Here is an 18,022-nt window from a genome sequence, read left to right on the forward strand (position 1 = left end):
CCGAGCATACCCGCATCGGCCAAAGTGGACCACGGTCCATTTCTTGTGCTACAACTCCGGTGAACGGACCGTGGTCCCCTTGGCCGCGGCATCTTCCACCGCACCCTGGAGCACCCCACCCATGTCGAACGTCCGCATCCTCGCCCTCGTCGGATCCCTCCGCTCGGGCTCGCACAACCGCCAGCTCGCCGAGGCCGCCGTCAAGCTCGCCCCCGAGGGCGTCGAGCTGGAGATCTTCGAGGGCCTCTCCGACATCCCGTTCTACAACGAGGACATCGACGTCCCGGGCCAGGAGCCCGCCGCGGCGCTGAAGTTCCGCGAGGCCGCCGGCCAGGCCGACGGCTTCCTCCTCTTCTCGCCGGAGTACAACGGCACGATCCCGGCCGTCCTGAAGAACGCCATCGACTGGGCGTCGCGTCCGATGGGCGAGGGCGTCTTCGTCGCCAAGCCGATCGCCATCGTCGGCACCGCCTACGGCCAGTACGGCGGCGTCTGGGCGCAGGACGAGGCCCGCAAGGCCGCCGGCATCGCGGGCGGCGCCGTCCTCGAGGACGCCAAGCTCTCCGTCCCCGAGTCCGTCATCCGCTTCGCCGAGCGCCACCCGAGCGACGACACCGAGATCACCGAGAAGCTCGCCGCCGTCGTCAAGCAGCTGGCCGACGCCGCCTCGCAGCCCGTCGCCGCCTGAGCGACCCCCTTCCGGCGCGGCCCGTCCGCGCCAGGCAGCACCGCGCGGGCGGGCCTTCGGGCCCGCCCGCGGTCGTTCGGGGGGCGGGGCGTGGTGGGGGACGCGTTCTGGTTGAGGGCCGGTGGGCGGACCTGAGGCGGAACGGCCGCAGCCAGGGGGACGCGTTCTGGTTGGGGGCCGGTGGGCGGACCTGAGCCGGAACGGCCGCAGCCAGGGGGACGCGTTCTGGTTGGGGGCCGGTGGGCGGACCTCAGCCGGAACGGCCGCGGCCGGGGGGACGCGTTCTGGTTGGGGGCCGGTGGGCGGACCTCAGCCGGAACGGCCGCGGCCGGGGGGATGCGTTCTGGTTGGGGGCCGGTGGGCGGACCTCAGCCGGAACGGACGCGGCCGGGGCGACGCGTTCTGGTTGGGGTCCGTTGGGCGGACCTCAGCCGGAACGGACCGGGCGACGTCAGCCGGGCAGGTCGGCGACGACGGCGCCCGAGGCGTCCAGCCCGCGGAGCGCCAGGCGGGGCACGCCGTCGAGCTCGCCGTGGGACAGCCAGCATCCGGCGACGAAGACCCGTGACGCCGACGCGACGGGCACCGGCCTGCCCGGGCGGGGGCCGGCGACCGCGACGGCGTGCACGGCGGGGTGGGCGAGCCCCCAGGTCACCGCGGCGAGCGGGCGGCCGGGGTCCGGCGCAGCGTCCAGCTCGACGGCCTGCAGCGCGAACGGCACCAGGCGCGTGGGCTCGGCCGCGAGGGCCGCGACCTGGGCCGCGGCGTCCTCCCACGGGTCCCCGTCGGCGCCCGCGAGCAGGTCCACCGCGCCGCCGCGACGCTCGCCCAGCGCGACGCCGAGCCGCAGGGTCCCGTCGGGCGGCCGGCGCAGGAAGGCGACCGCGACGGCCGGCCCGTCCTCCCACCCGGCGAGCGGCACGGGGGCGTCGACGACTGCATCGACCGTGGTCGCGGGGGCGAGGGGATCCACGAAGATCCGCGAGAAGTCCTTCCACCGCACCCCCGCGACCGTAGCGAGCGCAGCGGGCGGCGCTCGGGCTCGGGCGCCGCGGGCAGGGGGTCGTCGGGCGGGCCGGGTGCGCCCGCCCGGAGGCGCACCCGCACCCGCCCCATCGTCCCGCCCGCCCCGGTGCATCCGAACGTCCGTTCGCGCGCGTAGTCTCGGATGCTCGTGGCGCTCGACGTCTTCACCCCCCAGGTCGCGGAGTGGTTCACCCGCGCGTTCGACCGTCCGACCCCCGTGCAGGAGCAGGCCTGGCCGCTCATCGCGGGCGGCGAGCACGTGCTGATCTCGGCGCCGACGGGCTCGGGCAAGACGATCGCGGCGTTCCTCTACGGCCTCGACCGGCTCTCCGCCCAGCCGCTGCCCGACGACGAGCGGCGCGTGCGGCTGCTGTACGTCTCGCCGCTGAAGGCGCTCAGCCACGACGTCGACCGCAACCTGCGCGCGCCCCTGCGCGGCATCGCGGCCGCGGCGGGCGAGGACGCGGCGCAGATCAAGGTGGCGCTGCGCACCGGCGACACCCCGCAGCGCGAGCGCGCCGCCATGCGCCGCAAGCCGCCGGACGTCCTCATCACGACGCCCGAGTCGCTCTTCCTCATGCTCACCTCGGGCGCGCGGGAGATGCTGACCGGCGTCGAGACGGTGATCGTCGACGAGATCCACGCCGTCGCGGGGACGAAGCGCGGCAGCCACCTGGCGCTCACGCTCGAACGCCTCTCCGCGCTGCGCGGGACCACCGGCGAGCTGCGCGGCTCGTGGGCCGGCGAGGAGGTCCAGCGCGTCGGCCTGTCCGCCACGCAGAACCCGCTGGAGGAGGTCGGGCGCTTCCTCGTCGGCCCCGGCCGCCAGTGCCGCATCGTCGAGACGGGCGAGAAGAAGCGCATGGACCTGCGCATCCAGGTCCCCGTCGAGTCGATGACCGAGCTCGACACGACGCCGGCGGGTGCGCCGAAGCGGCCGGAGACGGACGGCATCGACGACACGACGATGCCGCTCGCCGACCCGGACGACCCCGACGCGTCCGACGACGACTTCGTCCCCGACGGCGGCGCCAACGTCGCGATCGCCCCCGACCCGCTCGAGCCGGTGCCGGGCGGCGAGGCCACGCGCAACTCGATCTGGCCGGCGATGTACCCGGAGATCCTCGACCTGGTCGAGCAGCACCGGTCGACCATCGTCTTCGTCAACTCGCGCCGCTCCGCCGAGCGCCTGGCGCTCCGGCTGAACGAGCTGGCGGAGCAGCGCGCCGAGGACCAGGCCCGCGAGGCCGGCACCGACGACCCCGCGCAGAACCCGGACGCCCGCTGGGACGAGGACCCCGACGCCGCCCGCGCACGCCGCGACGGCGATCTGCGGCGCCTGATCGCCGGCCGCGACGGCGTGGTGCCGGGCGACGAGACGCCCGAGGACGACGACGATCCCGACGCCGCGGCGCGCGAGCGCGAGCTGCGCGCCCGCGCCGAGGCGGCGGGCCGGGCGGGCACGTGGGCCGCCGCCCGCGCGCACGATCCCGACGAGGAGATCACGCTCACGGGCCCGGACCGTCACGCGCAGATCCAGCCGCTCCTGCCGCGCCCCGCGCCGGGCGCCCGCGCCGGTGGGACGCCGAACGGCGCCACGCCCGGCGCCGCGGCGCCGAGCGGCCCGACGCCCGACGGCGCGGCGTCCCCGACCGGCGGTGCTTCCGACGCCGACAGCGGGGGCGGTCCCGCCGGCAGCCAGACCCGCGTGATCGGTGTCGCGCCGACCGGCCCGCACGCCGTCGAGGTGGCGCGCGCCCACCACGGCTCCCTCTCCCGCGAGGAGCGCGAGGTCGTCGAGGAGCTGCTGAAGGCCGGCAAGCTGCCGTGCCTGGTGGCGACGAGCTCGCTCGAGCTCGGCATCGACATGGGCTCGGTCGACCTCGTCCTGCAGATCGAGTCGCCGAAGTCGGTCGCCGCGGGCCTGCAGCGCATCGGCCGCGCGGGCCACGGCGTGGGAGAGACCGCGAAGGGCCGGATCTTCCCGAAGTTCCGCGCCGACCTGCTCGAGTGCGCCGTCGTCGTGCGGCGGATGCGCGAGGGGCTGATCGAGCCGACGGTCGTCCCGCGCAACCCGCTCGACGTGCTGGCGCAGCAGATCGTCGCGATCGCGGCGTCCGCCGACGAGGACGAGGGCGTCACGGTCGACGACGTCTTCGCGCTCGTCACGCGCACCTACCCCTACGCCGAGCTGCCGCGCGAGCTGTTCGAGCGCACGCTGGACATGCTCGACGGTCGCTACCCGTCGCAGGACTTCGCCGAGCTGCGCCCACGCGTCGTCTGGGACCGCGTCGGCGGGACGATCCGCCCGCGCAAGGGCGCCGGCCGCCTGGCCATCGCCAACGCCGGCACCATCCCCGACCGCGGCCTGTACCGCGTCGTCCTGCCCGACGGCCGCCGCGTCGGCGAGCTCGACGAGGAGATGGTCTACGAGGCCCGCGCGGGGCAGACGTTCCTGCTGGGCGCGTCGACCTGGCGGATCGAGGAGATCGGCCGCGACAAGGTCGTCGTCACCCCGGCGCCGGGCGCCCCGGGCGCGGTGCCGTTCTGGCGCGGCGACCAGCGCGGCCGGCCGAAGGCGCTCGGCGAGGCGATCGGCGCGTTCTCGCGCTGGGCCGTCGACCAGGACGAGAGCGTCCTGGAGCGCGACTACGACCTGGACCCGCTCGCGGCCCGCAACCTGCGCGACTTCCTCATCGAGCAGCAGGACGCCACCGGCGTGGTGCCGTCCGACACGACGCTCGTCATCGAGCGCTTCAAGGACGAGATCGGCGACTGGCGCGTCTGCCTGCTCTCGCCGTACGGCGGCCGCGTGCACGCCGCCTGGGGCCTGGCGGTCTCGCGACAGATCCGCGACGAGCTGGGCCTCGAGGCGGACGCGATCTGGTCGGACGACGGGATCATCATCCACCTGCCCGACGTCGACGAGCCGGTCGACGGGGACCCCGAGGGCCGGGGCGACGCGTGGGGCCGGATCGTCGAGCTGCTCGTCCCCGAGCCGGACGAGGTCGAGGACCTCATCGTCTCCGAGCTCGGCACGTCCGCCCTCTTCGGCGCGCGCTTCCGCGAGAACGCCGGCCGCGCGCTGCTCATCCCGCGCGCCCGCCCGGGGCAGCGCACGCCGCTGTGGCAGCAGCGGCTGAAGGCCCAGACGCTGCTCGAGGTCGCGCAGACGTTCCCGGACTTCCCGGTCATCCTCGAGACGTACCGCGAGTGCCTGCGCGACGTCCTCGACGTCCCCGGCCTGGTCGACCTGCTCGGCAAGCTGCAGGCCCGCGAGGTGACGCTCGTCGAGGTCGAGACGCAGACGGCGTCGCCGATGGCGAGCTCGCTGCTCTTCGACTACATCGCCACGTACATGTACGAGGGCGACGCGCCGAACGCCGAGCGGCGCGCGGCGGCCCTCTCGCTGGACCGCGACCTGTTGCGCGAGCTGCTGGGGCAGGACGAGCTGCGCGAGCTGCTCGACGAGGGCGCGCTGGCGCAGCTCGAGGCCGACCTGCAGCACCGCTCGCCGCGGACCCGGGCCGGCAACGAGGACGCCCTGGCCGAGGTGCTGCGCCGCGTCGGCGACCTGACCGACGCCGAGGTGGCCGAGCGCGTGGCCCCGCCCGAGGGCGGCGACGCGGCGGCGACCGCCGCGGCGTGGCTGGAGACGCTCGACCGCCATCGGCGGGCGATCCGGATGCGGATCGGCGGCGAGCTGCGGTGGATCGCCGCGGACGACGCCGGCCTGTACCGCGACGCCCTCGGCGCCGTCCCGCCCGGCGGCCTGCCCGAGACGTTCCTGGCGGACGTCCCCGACCCGTACCGCCGGCTCGTCGTCCGCTACGCCGCCACGCACGGCCCGTTCGTCGACCACGAGCTGCGCGATCGCTACGGCGTCGACCCCACGCCCGTCCTGCGCGAGCTGCTGCGCGAGGACCTGCTCGTGCGCGGCGAGATCCGCCCCGGCGGGACCGAGACGGAGCACTGCGATCCCGAGGTGCTGCGGCGCCTGCGGCGGATGTCGCTCGCCGTCCTGCGGCAGGAGATCGAGCCCGTCGACCCGCGGGCGCTCGTCCCGTTCTCGCTCACGTGGCAGGGCATCGACCGCTACCGCCCCGCCGGCGCGGGCCCCGACCGCCTGCGCGAGGCGCTCGTCCCCCTGCAGGGCCTGGCGCTGCCGGTCGAGCTGTGGGAGAACGAGGTGCTGCCGCGGCGCCTGGGCGCCTACTCGCCCGCGTGGCTCGACGGGCTGTGCGCGTCCGGCGAGGTCGTGTGGGTGGGGGCCGGCGCGCTCGGCCGGTCCGCGGGAAAGGTGGCGCTGTACTTCCGCGAGGACATCGCCGCGATCGGGCCGCCGATGGGCCGGGCGGTCCGCGATCCGTCGCTCTCGCTGCCCGCCGCCGGGGCGCCGGGCGTGCGGCCCACGCGGGACGCCGAGACGGGGCCGTCCGGGCCGGCGCACGAAGCGCTGCGCGCGTTGCTGGCGACGCGGCCCGCGTTCTTCGCCGAGATGCTGGGGGCGCTGCCCGAGCACGCCGAGCACCTGCGCGACGCGCTGTGGGACCTGGTGTGGGCGGGCGAGGTGACGTGCGACGTCTTCGCGCCGCTGCGGGCCGGCCGCGCGGGGATGAAGGCCGCGGCGCCTCGCGCGACCACGACCGCCCGCTCGCGCGGCGCCCGCCGCAGGTTCGGCCCGCGCGCCGCGACGGCACCGTCCGCTACGCAGGGCCGCTTCTCGCTCACCGCCCCGCTGTTCGCGCCGCTCGGCGACGCCGTCGACGATCCGGGGCAGCGCCGCCGCGTGATCGCCGAGCTGCTGCTCGAGCGGCACGGCATCGTCACGCGCGAGCACGTGCGCGCCGAGGGCATCTCGGGCGGCTTCTCCACGCTCTACGACTCGTTCGGGGCGCTCGAGACGCTGGGCGTCTGCCGCCGCGGCTACTTCGTCGAAGGCCTCGGCGGCGCGCAGTTCGCGCTGCCCGGCGCGGTCGAGCGGCTGCGCGGCCAGTCCGTGCCGACGCGGGGGCCGGGCGGCGAGGTGAGTGCGCTCGACGCCGCCGGGCAGCCGCTTCCGGCGACGACGCTCGACGCGACGGACCCCGCGCAGCCGTACGGCACGCTGCTGCGCTGGCCCGAGGTGCCGGACGAGGCGCCCGACGCCTTCCCGCGCCGCCCCGCCACCGCGACGACGCCGCACCCGCAGCGGTCGCTCGGCGCCCGCGTCGTCGTCGTCGGCCCCGACCCGGTCCTGTTCTGCGACCGCTCCGGCAAGTCGCTGCAGACCCTCGTCGCCTACGACGACCCGCGGCTGCCGGTGGCGTTCGCGGCGCTCGTCGAGGCGGTCTCCACCGGCAAGGCGGGCGGGCTGCCGCGCAAGGGCCTGCAGCTCGAACGGATCGACGGGCTCGAGGTCATCGGCCACCCGCTCGAGGGCCTGCTGCCCGCGGCCGGGTTCCGCGCCGCGCCGACGAAGTACCTGGCGCGGGCGTAGCGGGCGGCGGACGTCCGTCGCGCACCGCCTCACGCCGGTGACGGTGGTGCGGCCGGCCGGAGCGCGACCGTGCCGATGGCGGCCCGGGGACCGGTCGACGCGACGCGGGACGGCTGCGAGGATGCCGGCATGGCGCAGCGATGGCCCACGCTGGCGGTGCTCGCGGCCGTCGCGCTGGCCGCGGCGGCGTGCGGGGGCTCGGCGTCGGGCGGGGCCGCGGAGAGCCGTCGTCGTGCGCCGGCCGCGCCGCCGCGGCCGACACCGACGAAGGATCTGGCGAGGCATGCGGCCGGCGGGTACCACCTCGTCCGGCAGCCGGTGGTCCTCGCCCGCCGGGCAGAGCCGGGGGAACCGCCGCAGGCGGTCTCGGCCGTCGTCCGTCTCAACCGCGCGCTTCCGGCCGGCGACGACGGGGCCGGTGCGCTGTTCTACGTGCAGGGGGCCGGCCCGGACGCCGAGGCGGAGCGGTACGGCCGCGCCAGCCGGCACTGCTACGGCAACGTCGTGGGCCAGGACCATCCGTCGCCGGCCGCACGGGACCCGCACGACGGGACGGTCGTCCCGCTGGAGATCGACATCGAGGGCGTGGAGCGCTCCATCCGCGTGACCACGGTGGTGCACGTCACCACGATCCGCCGGATGCACGCCCTGCTCCGGGGCTTGGGCTGCAATCCCCGGTAGCCACCGGCGGCCCCGGCCGCCCATGGCGTCCGCCGGCCCTCCGCGTCGTCACAGATCACGCGCTCCGCAGTAGAGCTTGGTGATGGCCCCGAGACCACGCACCGACGCGGCGCTGCTGGCGAGCGACGATCCGGCAGACTTCGGGGCCTTCTACGCGCGGCACCTGAATGTCGTCACCGCGTACGTCGGGCGCCGAGCCGCGCGGCCGGACCAGACGTTCGACCTGGTCGCCGAGACGTTCGCGCGGGCCCTGGCCCGCCGTCGGCAGTTCGACGCGACGCGCGGCCCGGCGATCGCCTGGCTGCTGGGCATCGCGCGCAACCTGCTGATCGACAGCGCCCGCGCCGGGCGCATCGCCGCCGACGCCCGCGAGCGGCTGCGCATGGAGCCCGTGGTGCTGGACGACCCGCGCCTGGCGGCGATCGACCGCCGGACCGGCCTCGACCTCGACGCCGTCCTGGGCACGCTGCCGGCCGACCAGCGCGAGGCGGTGCGCCGACGCGTGCTCGAGGACGAGCCGTACGCCGCCATCGCCGCGAGCGTCGGGTGCTCCGAGCACGTCGTCCGCCAGCGCGTCTCGCGTGGGCTCTCCACCCTCCGCCGCACGATCGAGGATCCGACATGAGCCGCCCCACCGACCCGTTCGACGAGTTGCGCGTCCGACTGGAGCAGGCGCATGCCGTCGTTCCCGACCCGACGCAGGCCCGCCGCCGTCGCCCGTCGCGTCGCGTCGCCCTCCTCGGCGTCGCCGGCATCCTCGCCACGGGGACCGCCGTGGCCGCGACCGCGCCGTGGAGTCCCACGCTCGGCGGCGACCACGGCATCGAGCCCCCCGGTCGTGCCAGCCGGCCGGTCCCGGCGGCCCAGGTCCAGGCCCTCGCGGTGCTGCGCCGACCGCAGACGGACGCGGACCGCAGCGCGCCGGTGCTCCGGGCGCTGCGGACGGTCGGCCGGTACCTCGGGACCGGCGTGCACGTCGAGGGCATTCGGATCCTGCGTCGCCACCGCGACCGGACGATCCTGCTCGTCCCGCTGCAGCGGGTGGGCCCGCCCGGGATCGGGCGGGATCGCGAGCTGCGGGACGCCCTCTGCGTGTACGAGACCGACGTTCCCGGGGCCGCCGGGCCGCCGGGCACGGTCACGACGCGGTCGGGCGCCGCGGTGCCTCTGCCCCAGCACGTCAGCGGCGCCGCGTGCGGCACGCTCGCGGACCTTCGGCGCCGGGGCATCGGCGGGACCACGGCGGGGCTCGTGCCGGACGGCGTCGCCCGCGTCCGGCTGACCGCCCGGGACGGCGAGACGCTGACCGCCCCTGTTCGCGACAACTACTACGAGCTCCCCGTGCGGGGCCGGCCCCGGGGCGGCGCCGGGACGGACGCCGGCACGGAGCGACGGCTGCGGGACGTCAGCGGCCGGCCGACCGTCTGGCTCGACGCCCGCGGCCGACCGGTGCCCAAGGGCGACCGCTGAACGCCGCCGCCCCCTACCGCCGCACCACCAGCCGCCCGGGCGTCACCGTCCCGGAGCTCACCGTCACCGCGACGCTCGTCTTCGCCCGCCGCCGCAGCGCCTTGGTGACCTTCACCGGCACGCGGACCGTCCGCGACCAGGTCGGCGTGCCGCGGCGGATCGTCGTGGTCGCCAGCGTGCGGGAGCGCAGGCGCAGGGACCGCGCGACGGACGGCCGCACCGTCAGCCGCACGCGCACCGCCTTGCCGCCCGGCCGCGTGCCGCGGATCCGCACGCCGCTCCGTCGCAGCGCGGACAGGCGCAGCCGCCGGGTCGTCGCCTTGCCCGCCGCCGCTGCACCGCCGGCGCCCGCACCGGCCCCCGCGCCACCTCCGCCACCCGCCGGGGCCACGGCGTCCGCGTCCGCCGGCGTCCCGGCCGCGTCGCCCACGGGCAGCTCCAGCCGCACGTCGCGCAGGTCGACCGCGCCGGCCGAGAGCGTCAGGCCGTAGACGTTCGAGCCGTCGGTGATCTGCAGGCGGTAGCGGCTCGACGGCGTCACGCGCATCGCGACGGCCTCCAGCCGGGTCTCGACCTCGTGCTCCTGCCCGTCGAGCGTCACGGGGATCGGCGTGGCCTGGTTGCCGACGACGACGCCGCGGTCCCGGTCGACGAGCTGGGCGTAGAGGTGCGTGTCTCCGGGCACCGCCGTGCCGCGGTACCGCAGCCGGACGACCGGCTCGCCGACGACGTCCGCCTCGCCGTCCTGCCGCGGCACGTCGACCGCCACGGCGTTCACGGCCGGCGCGGCCGCGATCACCAGCCCCTGCACCGTCGAGAGCGGCGTGATCGGCAGGCTGCCGGATCCGGAGGCGGTGATCGTCCCGGCACGCCGGAGCGGGAAGTCGGCGGCGGACCGCACCTTCCCGTCGTCCGCCACCCACTCGAAGCCCGGGCCGACGTCGGCGCCGCGGTCGCCGCGCAGCCAGCGGTCCATCCACGCCAGGACCCGCGGCTCGATCCGGTCGCCGATCGCGTTCCCCGTGCGGCACACGCCGTGGCCGCCGCAGAACCACAGCACCTTCGTCGGCGTGCGGGCCGTGCGCAGCAGCCGCCGCATGTCGAGCGACTGGCTCGGCGAGAAGAGCGTGTCGGCGGTGCCCTGCAGGATCAGCGACGGCGCGCGGACGTTGGCGATCGCGTCGCCCGTCGACCGCGCCCGCAGGTACCCCGTGAGCGCCGGGCCGCTGCGCCCCGTGACCGCCGCCTGCAGCGCGAGCGACGTCAGCTCGAGCGGGAAGCCGCCCAGCTCCAGCCCCTGCGGCGCGAAGACGCCGAGCGCGGTCGAGCTGGGGATCCCCAGGCCGACGAGCGGCAGGCCCCAGCCGAGCTTGAGTCGGCCGTCGCGACCGAGCGCCTGCACCAGGGACGTCCACGAGATCGCCGGCGCGAGCGCGTCGATGCGGCGATCGCGCGAGGCCGCGGCCCATTGCACGCCGCCGCCGTACGACGCGCCGTGCATGCCCACGCGCGGATCGCCGGCGCCGTCGAGCTGCGCCTCGGGCCGCCCCGCCAGCCAGTCGAGCAGCGCGGAGACGTCGCGCCCCTCGAAGTCCGGCGAGTCCAGCTGCACCTCGCCGCCCGAGCGACCGAACCCGCGCGAGTCGAACGTGAGCGTGTTGTAGCCGTGCGCCCGGAACGCGGACGCGCCGACCTGGCCGAGCGCCGACGCGCCGCCCGGCAGGTCGACCGTCTCGCGGGTGGCGCCGAACCCGTGCGTCATGACGATCGTCGGCGCGCGCTGGCCCGGCTTCAGGCCCGGCGCGGGCTGGAAGTCGGCGTCGATCGCGGTGCCGTCGAACGAGCGGACGGTGACGTGCTCGGCGGCGGCGGTGGCCGGCGCGGCCAGGGCGGCGGCGAGGACGGCGGGCAGGAGGAGGCGGCGTGGGGGGAGCACGCGTGCACCGTAGAGCTACCCCGGGTAGGGCGGGGACTTTTCTCGGCCGCTCCCGACCGTGGCGCGCCGCCGCGGTCCGCGGGTACGCTGGGCGCGATGACCGGCGCCCAGCCCGCCCCCGGCGCCGCGCCGGTCCTCGTCCTCGGCGGGACCACGGAGGGCCGGCGCCTGGCGGCCGCGCTCGCCGCCGAGCCCGGGCTCCGGCCGATCACGTCGCTCGCCGGCCGGGTCGCGGCGCCCGGCGCGGTGGCGGGCGACGTCCGCGTCGGCGGCTTCGGCGGCGCCGACGAGCTGGCGCGCTGGCTCGTCGCGCACGGGATCCGCGCCGTCGTCGACGCCACCCACCCGTTCGCCGCGACGATCTCGCGCCACGCGGCGGCGGCGTGCGCGGTGGCCGGCGTCCCGCTCGTCGCCCTCCGCCGCCCCGGCTGGACGGCGGGGCCCGGCGACCGGTGGACGTGGGCCGCCGACCTGCCCGACGCGGCGCGCCGGCTGCCCCGCCTCGGCCGGCGGGCGCTCCTGGCGATCGGCCGGCAGGAGGCCCGCGCGTTCGCCGGGGTGACCGGCACGTGGTGCCTGATCCGCGCGATCGACCCGCCGACGGGCCCCCTGCCTCCGCGGCACGAGCTGCTCCTGGCGCGCGGTCCGTTCGCGCTCGCGGACGAGCGACGCCTGCTGCGGCGGCGCGCCATCGACGTCGTGGTGACGAAGGACGCCGGCGGCGACGCGACGCGGGCGAAGCTCGACGCGGCGCGCGAGCTGGCCGTCCCGGTCCTGATCGTCCGCCGGCCCGCCGCGCCGGACGGTCCCGGGATCACGACCGTCGGCAGCGTGGACGCCGCCGTGGCCGCGGTGCGCGCCCTCGCCCCCTAGCCTGGATCGCCGTGCCCGAGGGCGACTCGATCCACCACGCCGCCGTCCGGCTGCGCCCCGTGCTGCTCGGCGGCCCGCTCGAGCGCGTGCGCACCCCGAGCGAGCGGACGCGCCCCAAGCGGTGGGACCGCCGGCTGGCCGGCCGCACGGTCGAGCGCATCGAGGCGCGCGGCAAGAACCTGCTGATCTTCTTCGACGGCGACCTGGCGCTGCACAGCCACCTGCGGATGACGGGGTCGTGGGCGGTGCGGACCGTCGGCGACACGTGGCCGCGGGCGCCCCGCCGGGCGTGGCTCGTGATGGGCCGCGGCGAGCGGGACGTCATCGAGTTCGACGGGCCGTTCCTGGAGCTGCGCACCCACGCGCAGGTGGCGTCCGACCCGCGGCTGCGCGCGCTGGGCCCCGACATCTGCGTGCCGGACGAGGTCGACCCGGCGCGGATCCTGCAGCGCTTCCGCCAGGACGACCCGACGCGCCCCGTCGGCGACGCGCTGCTCAACCAGCGCAGCGTCGCGGGCATCGGCAACGTCTGGAAGTGCGAGGCCTGCTGGGCGCAGCGCGTGGACCCGACGAAGCCCCTGGCCGAGACGAGCGACGAGGACCTGGTCGCGATGGTCGAGTGGACCGCCCCGCGGATCCAGCGCACCGCCCGCCTGGGCACCCACCTGCGGCCGAAGCAGGTGTACGGCAAGGCCGGGCGCCCGTGTCCGCGCTGCGGCACGAAGGTGCGCCAGCGCGGGACCGGGGACGACAACCGGCCGACCTACTGGTGCCCGGGGTGCCAGGCGTGAGCGCGCGAGATGAGGGGCAGGCGGCGGCCGCCGGGGCGGCCCGCGCCCGGGACGACCGCGGTGGACCGGACCCGACCCGGTCCGCCGGCGGACCGTCCCCGGCGGCCACCGCGGCGTGGCCGGGCGTCGCCGCGCGCCGCGAGGGCCGCACGCTGCGCACGGGGCACATGGGCTGCCACGCGGTCGTCCCGGGCAACACGATCGCCAGCATCGAACGCGCCGCCGAGCTGGGCGTCGACGTCGTCGAGTTCGACGCGCTGCCCGACGCCGACGGCGTGCTGCGGCTGGCGCACGACCCGCTCGACCTGGCGGCGCGCCCCGACGCGCCGACGCTCGACGACGCTCTCGACCGCCTGCGCGAGCCGGACCTGGCGCCCCTGGGGATCAACCTCGACGCGAAGGCGGTCGGGCACGAGGACGCGATCGCGGCGGCGCTGCGCGCCCGCGGCATGACGGACCGCGTGCTCGTCTCGACGATGGAGGTCGCGACGCTCGGCCGCCTGCGCCGGATCGCGCCCGAGATCCGCCTGGGCTGGTCCGTCCCGCGCGTGACCCGGGACTGGTGGAGCTCGCGCGCCCGTCGCCCCGCCGCGCTCGCCTTCCTCGTCGCCGCCCGCCGGGCGCTGCCGCCGCGCCTGGTGCGGGCGCTGCAGGCGGGACGGGTCGACGCGGTGATGGCGCACTGGTCGCTCGTCACGCCGGCGTTCGCGCGGGCGGTGCTCCCGCACGGCGAGCTGCACGTCTGGACCGTCGACGACGCGGCGCGGGCCGACGCGCTCCGGGCGCTCGGGGTCACGGGCGTGACGTCGAACGACCCGCGCCTGCTGCGCTGGGGCGGCGGGACCTAGGCGCCGGCTCCCCGACGAATCCTGTGACGGGCCGCGGGGTAGCCCGTAGTGTCCCCATGAGCGAGACAGCGACAGCCACGCTGCCGCCGGCCATGACCCGCTCCGCGCCCCTCGACGTCGACGCGCTCTACCGCTCCTGCGCGGACGAGCTGTTCGCCTACGCGTGCACGGTGGTGCGGGACCGGTCGGCCGCCGAGGAGGTCGTGGCGGTGACGTTCGAGCGCGCGCTGGCGCGGCGAGGACGCTTCGACCCCCGGCGGGGCAGCCCCCGCGCGTGGCTGTTCGGCATCGCCCGCCACGCGGCCGTCGACGAGCTGCGCCGCCGCGGCCGCACCGCGACCTGGACCCACGACCCACCCGACGCGGCCGTGCCGGACCCCGCCGAGGCGGTGGCCGAGCGGGACGAGGCGCAGCGCCGCCGCGCCGTCGTGGCCGCCGCCATCGACCGCCTGCCGGGCCGCGACCGCGAGCTCGTCGCGCTGAAGTTCCACGCCGGCCTGGGCAACGCGGAGATCGCCGCGGTGCTCGGGATCTCGGCGACGAACGCGGGCAGCCGCCTGCACCGCGTCCTGACGACCCTGAGGGAGGCGTGCCGTGCTGCGTCGTGACCCCGTCCTGTCCCCCGAGGCCCGCGCGGACCTGGAGGCGCTCGACGCCGCCCTGGCCGGCGCGCCCGACGCGGACGCCGAGCTGACGGCGCTCGTCGCGGACGTCGCCGCCGCGCGCCCCGCGCCGGGCGACGACGCCCGCGTGCGGCTGCAGGCGCGGGCCGACGCGGCGAGCGCCGCGGCCGCCGGCACCGATGCGGCCCGCGCGCCTCGTCGCCCGCGGCGCGTCCCGGTGCGGCCCAGGCGGTCGCGCCGGCTGCTGGGCGCCTTGGCCGCCACGTGCGTCGTCGCGGGCGTGGCGGTGGCCGTGAGCGAGCAGGCGCGTGACGGGGCCGGGACGGGAGAGCTGCTCAGCATGCAGCAGGAGCTGGCGCCCCCGGCCGGGCGGGCCGCGTCCGGTGGGGCCGACGCCCCCTCGGCGGCCGACGACCGGGCCGCACCGGAGCGCACCGCCCCGGGCGCTGGCCCCGGCGCGTCCGGCCCCGCGTCCGCGGATCGCCGCGTCCGCCGGGCCGTCGACCAGACGGTCCGCGTGGCCGACGACGGCGTCGCGGCCGCCGCGGGGCGCGCCGAGCAGGTCGTCACGGCGGCCGGCGGGCACGTGGCCCGCTCCGCCGTCCGCGAGCGCGGCAGCGACCCGGGGGCGGAGCTCGAGCTGGTCGTCCCCACCGCTCGGCTCGACGCGACCGTGGCGGCCCTCGGCCGGCTCGGCCGTCCCGTCGCCCTCGACCGGCAGGCGGACGACGTGACGGACGCGGCCGTCGCGCTGGAAGACCACCTGCGCGACGCCCGCGCGGAGCGCGCCGCCACCCGCCTGGCGCTCGCGCGGGCCACGGGCGACGAGCGCCGCGCCGCCCGCCGGCGCGAGCTGCGGATCCTCTCCTCGCGCGTCGCCCGCCTGGAGGGCCAGGTCCGGGCGATGCGGCGCAGCACGGACGAGGCGACGATCGCGCTGCGGCTCGTCACCGCCGACGCCGCGGTCGCCGCGCCCGTCGACGACGGCGCCTGGGGCCCGGGCGACGCGTGGCGCGACGCCTCCGGCGTGCTGCGCGTGGCGGCGGGCGTGGCCCTCCTGCTCGCCGTCGTCCTGCTCCCGGCGATGCTGCTCGCGGGCGGCGGCTGGGCGCTCCTGCGGAGTGGGCGGCGGGCCCGGGCGGCGCGACTGATCGACGGGGCCTGAGGACCGACGGCGGCTTCGGGGACGGCCCGGCCGGGCCGTCCCCGAAGCCCGTTCCGGCGCCCGTCGGGGCCCCCGCCGGGCGCGGGGCGTCTACGTGCGAAACATCACGGTCGACCGGGCCGTGTGGTATTCCCCTGGGGTGGCTACGCCCGAGCAGCAGGTGAACGAGATCGACCCCACGCTCGAGCTGCTGGCCCGCGTGCCGGTGTTCGAGGCCCTGGCGCCCGAGGACCTCGCCCGGGTGGCGGAGGTCGCGGTGCCCCGCCGCTTCTCGCCGCAGCAGGTCATCTTCCGCGAGGGCGACCGCTCCGACACGTGCTACATCGTCAAGGAGGGGCACTGCCGCGCGGTGCGCCACCACGCCGACGGCCGCGCGATCACGCTGGCGCACTTCGGCGTCGGCGACATCTTCGGCGAGCTGGCGATGTTCGACACGGACCGCCGCTCCGCCACGGTCGAGGCCCTCGACCGCGTGCAGGCGCTGGCCATCCTGGCGGGCGACATGCGCCGCCTGATGCGCGAGCACCCGGACATCTCGGCGAAGCTCGTCGTCGCCCTGGGCCGCCGCCTGCGCGAGGCGAACGAGCGCCTCTCCCGCCAGTCGTTCCAGACGGTGCAGTCGCGCGTGGCCGGCGTCATGGCCCGGCTGGTCGAGCAGGCCCGCAACGAGGGCAACGACGAGCCCGAGGTCGAGATCCGCATCACGCAGGCGGACATCGCCCAGCTCGCGGGCAGCTCACGCGAGTCGGCCAGCCGGTTCCTCGCCGTGCTCGAGCGGGCCGGGGTGCTGAAGCAGGGGCGCGGGCGGATCCTCGTGCTCGATCCCGCGGCGCTCGGCCGCTACGTGTACTGATGGCCGGGCGACCGCCCCGGCGACGCCCCGGCCGCAGACGGCCGGCGGAGGCCGGGGACGAGCCCGCGAAGGACGCCGGCGAGGCCCGTCCCGCCGGCGCGTCCGCCCGTTCCTCGCGCCGGCGCCGGCGCCGCGGGGGCCGCGGCAAGACGAAGGCGCAGGGCCGGGCCGTCGTCACCGAGCGCGAGTTCTCGTGCGGCGGCGTCGTCGTCCGCGACGGCGCGTGCCTGGTGATCAACCCCGTCCGCCCCGACGGGCGGACGATCGCGACGCTCCCGAAGGGCCATCCCGAGGAGGGCGAGGACCCGCCGACCGCCGCGGTGCGCGAGATCTGGGAGGAGACGTCGGTCACGGTCGACGTCTCGGCCCGGCTCGGCGACGTCGTGTACTGGTACCAGCGCGAGGGCAAGCGGATCCGCAAGACGGTCCGCATGTACCTGTGCTCGCACGTGGAGGGCGAGCCGATCGCCGACGGCTTCGAGGTCACCCGGGCGTTCTGGATGCCGCTCGAGGAGGCGCTGGAGTCCCTCGCGTTCCCCGGCGACCGTCGGATGGTCGCCGAGGCCATGGCCCGGACGCCCGACGGCCGTTAGGGTTCGTCGCCGATGCAGGTCCTGAACTTCTACTCGCGAATCTTTGCCGACCAGCTGAAGCGGGGCCGCAAGACCGCGACGATCCGGCTGGGCGACAAGTCCCACAAGTACCGGAAGAACCAGGCGGTGCTCGTGACGATCGGGTACCAGTTCTCGCCGCGCGAGAAGATCTTCGACGCGGTGATCGACGCCGTCGAGGTCAAGCGCGTCCGCGACCTGTCGCCGCGCGACATCGAGCACGACAACCCGGAGTTCCGCCGGCACGACGAGCTCATCCACTTCCTCGAGCAGATCTACGGGCGCACGGTGACCGAGGACGACATCGTCACGGTCGTGCGGTTCAGCCAGATCATCACGAGTCCGCCGGGCTACGCCGACGCCCGCCTCGGCTTCGGCGGCGCCCAGAACTGACGACGTCTCGTCGGGGCACCACCCCGCGGCGCAGGGCAGCGTCCTCGGACGGGCCATGGACTCCGTCCGTGGCCCGTCCTGCGTCCTCCCCCTGCATCCACGGTCCGGCACCCCGACGAGACGTCGGGCCGCCGGCTAGCGCGACTCGCCGGGGCCGACCAGGCGCGAGAGCACGATCTGCGAGCGGGTGCGGACGACCGCGCCGTCGCGCTGCAGGTCGCGGATCAGCCGCTCCAGGTCGCCGTTGCCGCGCGTCCGCACCCGCGCGATCGCGTCGGCCTCGCCCGTGACGCTCCACGCCTCGACCACCTCGGGGCGACCGCGCAGCGACTCCGCCACCTCGTCGAGCTGCACCGCCGGGCCGTAGAACAGCTCGACGAGCGCCTCGGTCTCGAAGCCCATCGCGCCGTGGTCGACGACCGCGGTCCAGCCCTGGATGACGCCCATCGAGCGCATCCGGTCGATGCGGCGCTTCGCCGACGGGGCGCTCATCGACACCCGGGCGGCGATGTCGTCGTACGTCCTGCGGGCATCCTCGAGGAGCAGCGCAAGGATCTGCCGATCGGTGTCGTCCATTCGTTCGAA

16 protein-coding genes are annotated in these 18,022 nt (G+C 77.0%); 13 read left to right on the plus strand and 3 right to left on the minus strand.

Annotated features, from left to right (window positions below; genetic code table 11):
* Positions 1-121: 121 nt before the first annotated feature.
* A complete protein-coding gene (locus J3P29_RS01525; protein ID WP_210491233.1) occupies positions 122-688 on the plus strand; it encodes an NAD(P)H-dependent oxidoreductase in 567 nt (188 codons plus the stop codon).
* 451 nt (positions 689-1,139) lie between these two features.
* On the opposite strand, the gene J3P29_RS01530 is transcribed toward J3P29_RS01525, so the two are convergent.
* Positions 1,140-1,691, minus strand: coding sequence for a hypothetical protein (locus J3P29_RS01530; RefSeq protein WP_210491234.1), 552 nt, complete (start codon positions 1,689-1,691; stop codon positions 1,140-1,142).
* A gap of 165 nt (positions 1,692-1,856) precedes the next feature.
* Between J3P29_RS01530 and J3P29_RS01535 the strand changes: the two genes are divergently transcribed.
* From J3P29_RS01535 to J3P29_RS01550, 4 genes are all read left to right on the plus strand, one after another.
* On the plus strand, positions 1,857-7,193 hold the full coding sequence (locus J3P29_RS01535; protein WP_210491235.1) for a DEAD/DEAH box helicase: 5,337 nt from the start codon (positions 1,857-1,859) through the stop codon (positions 7,191-7,193).
* A 129-nt stretch (positions 7,194-7,322) separates the two neighbouring features.
* Positions 7,323-7,874, plus strand: coding sequence for a hypothetical protein (locus J3P29_RS01540; RefSeq protein WP_210491236.1), 552 nt, complete (start codon positions 7,323-7,325; stop codon positions 7,872-7,874).
* A gap of 82 nt (positions 7,875-7,956) precedes the next feature.
* Positions 7,957-8,499 (plus strand): RNA polymerase sigma factor, encoded by a 543-nt coding sequence (locus J3P29_RS01545; protein ID WP_210491238.1) that lies wholly within the window; start codon positions 7,957-7,959, stop codon positions 8,497-8,499.
* Positions 8,496-9,344, plus strand: coding sequence for a hypothetical protein (locus J3P29_RS01550; RefSeq protein ID WP_210491239.1), 849 nt, complete (start codon positions 8,496-8,498; stop codon positions 9,342-9,344). The genes J3P29_RS01545 and J3P29_RS01550 overlap by 4 nt, the downstream gene beginning before the upstream one ends.
* Before the next feature lie 13 nt (positions 9,345-9,357).
* Here the strand turns inward: J3P29_RS01550 and J3P29_RS01555 are convergent, their stop codons facing one another.
* Positions 9,358-11,280 (minus strand): alpha/beta fold hydrolase, encoded by a 1,923-nt coding sequence (locus J3P29_RS01555; protein ID WP_210491240.1) that lies wholly within the window; start codon positions 11,278-11,280, stop codon positions 9,358-9,360.
* Between the two features lie 96 nt (positions 11,281-11,376).
* Here J3P29_RS01555 and J3P29_RS01560 point away from each other — a divergent pair, with 96 nt between their 5' ends.
* The 8 genes from J3P29_RS01560 to J3P29_RS01595 all read left to right on the plus strand — a co-directional run bounded on the left by J3P29_RS01560 (position 11,377) and on the right by J3P29_RS01595 (position 17,437).
* Positions 11,377-12,153 (plus strand): cobalt-precorrin-6A reductase, encoded by a 777-nt coding sequence (locus J3P29_RS01560; protein ID WP_210491241.1) that lies wholly within the window; start codon positions 11,377-11,379, stop codon positions 12,151-12,153.
* Between the two features lie 11 nt (positions 12,154-12,164).
* Positions 12,165-12,944 carry an Fpg/Nei family DNA glycosylase gene (locus J3P29_RS01565; protein WP_210491242.1) on the plus strand — a complete coding sequence of 260 codons (780 nt, stop codon included), beginning with the start codon at positions 12,165-12,167 and terminating at the stop codon, positions 12,942-12,944.
* Entirely contained in the window at positions 12,941-13,792 is an 852-nt protein-coding gene (locus J3P29_RS01570; RefSeq protein ID WP_210491243.1) for a glycerophosphodiester phosphodiesterase, read from the plus strand. Before J3P29_RS01565 ends, J3P29_RS01570 begins: the two co-directional genes overlap by 4 nt.
* A 56-nt stretch (positions 13,793-13,848) precedes the next feature.
* Entirely contained in the window at positions 13,849-14,400 is a 552-nt protein-coding gene (locus J3P29_RS01575; RefSeq protein ID WP_246851395.1) for an RNA polymerase sigma factor, read from the plus strand.
* A complete protein-coding gene (locus tag J3P29_RS01580) occupies positions 14,387-15,580 on the plus strand; it encodes a DUF4349 domain-containing protein (RefSeq protein WP_210491244.1) in 1,194 nt (397 codons plus the stop codon). The genes J3P29_RS01575 and J3P29_RS01580 overlap by 14 nt, the downstream gene beginning before the upstream one ends.
* A 139-nt stretch (positions 15,581-15,719) precedes the next feature.
* Positions 15,720-16,433, plus strand: a complete 714-nt coding sequence (locus J3P29_RS01585) for a Crp/Fnr family transcriptional regulator (RefSeq protein ID WP_210491245.1) — start codon at positions 15,720-15,722, stop codon at positions 16,431-16,433.
* The gene (locus tag J3P29_RS01590; protein ID WP_210491247.1) at positions 16,433-17,026 is read left to right on the plus strand and encodes an NUDIX domain-containing protein; all 594 of its coding nucleotides are present in this window, start codon (positions 16,433-16,435) and stop codon (positions 17,024-17,026) included. Before J3P29_RS01585 ends, J3P29_RS01590 begins: the two co-directional genes overlap by 1 nt.
* 12 nt (positions 17,027-17,038) lie before the next feature.
* Positions 17,039-17,437, plus strand: a complete 399-nt coding sequence (locus tag J3P29_RS01595; RefSeq protein WP_210491248.1) for an ASCH domain-containing protein — start codon at positions 17,039-17,041, stop codon at positions 17,435-17,437.
* Positions 17,438-17,572: 135 nt separating this feature from the next.
* Here the strand turns inward: J3P29_RS01595 and J3P29_RS01600 are convergent, their stop codons facing one another.
* Positions 17,573-18,013 (minus strand): Lrp/AsnC family transcriptional regulator, encoded by a 441-nt coding sequence (locus J3P29_RS01600; protein WP_210491249.1) that lies wholly within the window; start codon positions 18,011-18,013, stop codon positions 17,573-17,575.
* Between the last annotated feature and the right edge of the window lie 9 nt (positions 18,014-18,022).

It is taken from the genome of Patulibacter sp. SYSU D01012, assembly GCF_017916475.1.
Classification (GTDB): Bacteria; Actinomycetota; Thermoleophilia; order Solirubrobacterales; family Solirubrobacteraceae; genus Patulibacter.

Coding starts and splice junctions, on each gene's coding strand:
- J3P29_RS01525 (WP_210491233.1), top strand. CDS start 122: ATGTCGAACGTCCGCATCCTCGCCCTCGTCGGATCCCTCCGCTCGGGC.
- J3P29_RS01535 (WP_210491235.1), top strand. CDS start 1,857: ATGCTCGTGGCGCTCGACGTCTTCACCCCCCAGGTCGCGGAGTGGTTC.
- J3P29_RS01540 (WP_210491236.1), top strand. CDS start 7,323: ATGGCGCAGCGATGGCCCACGCTGGCGGTGCTCGCGGCCGTCGCGCTG.
- J3P29_RS01545 (WP_210491238.1), top strand. CDS start 7,957: ATGGCCCCGAGACCACGCACCGACGCGGCGCTGCTGGCGAGCGACGAT.
- J3P29_RS01550 (WP_210491239.1), top strand. CDS start 8,496: ATGAGCCGCCCCACCGACCCGTTCGACGAGTTGCGCGTCCGACTGGAG.
- J3P29_RS01560 (WP_210491241.1), top strand. CDS start 11,377: ATGACCGGCGCCCAGCCCGCCCCCGGCGCCGCGCCGGTCCTCGTCCTC.
- J3P29_RS01575 (WP_246851395.1), top strand. CDS start 13,849: ATGAGCGAGACAGCGACAGCCACGCTGCCGCCGGCCATGACCCGCTCC.
- J3P29_RS01590 (WP_210491247.1), top strand. CDS start 16,433: ATGGCCGGGCGACCGCCCCGGCGACGCCCCGGCCGCAGACGGCCGGCG.
- J3P29_RS01595 (WP_210491248.1), top strand. CDS start 17,039: ATGCAGGTCCTGAACTTCTACTCGCGAATCTTTGCCGACCAGCTGAAG.
- J3P29_RS01600 (WP_210491249.1), bottom strand. CDS start 18,013: ATGGACGACACCGATCGGCAGATCCTTGCGCTGCTCCTCGAGGATGCC.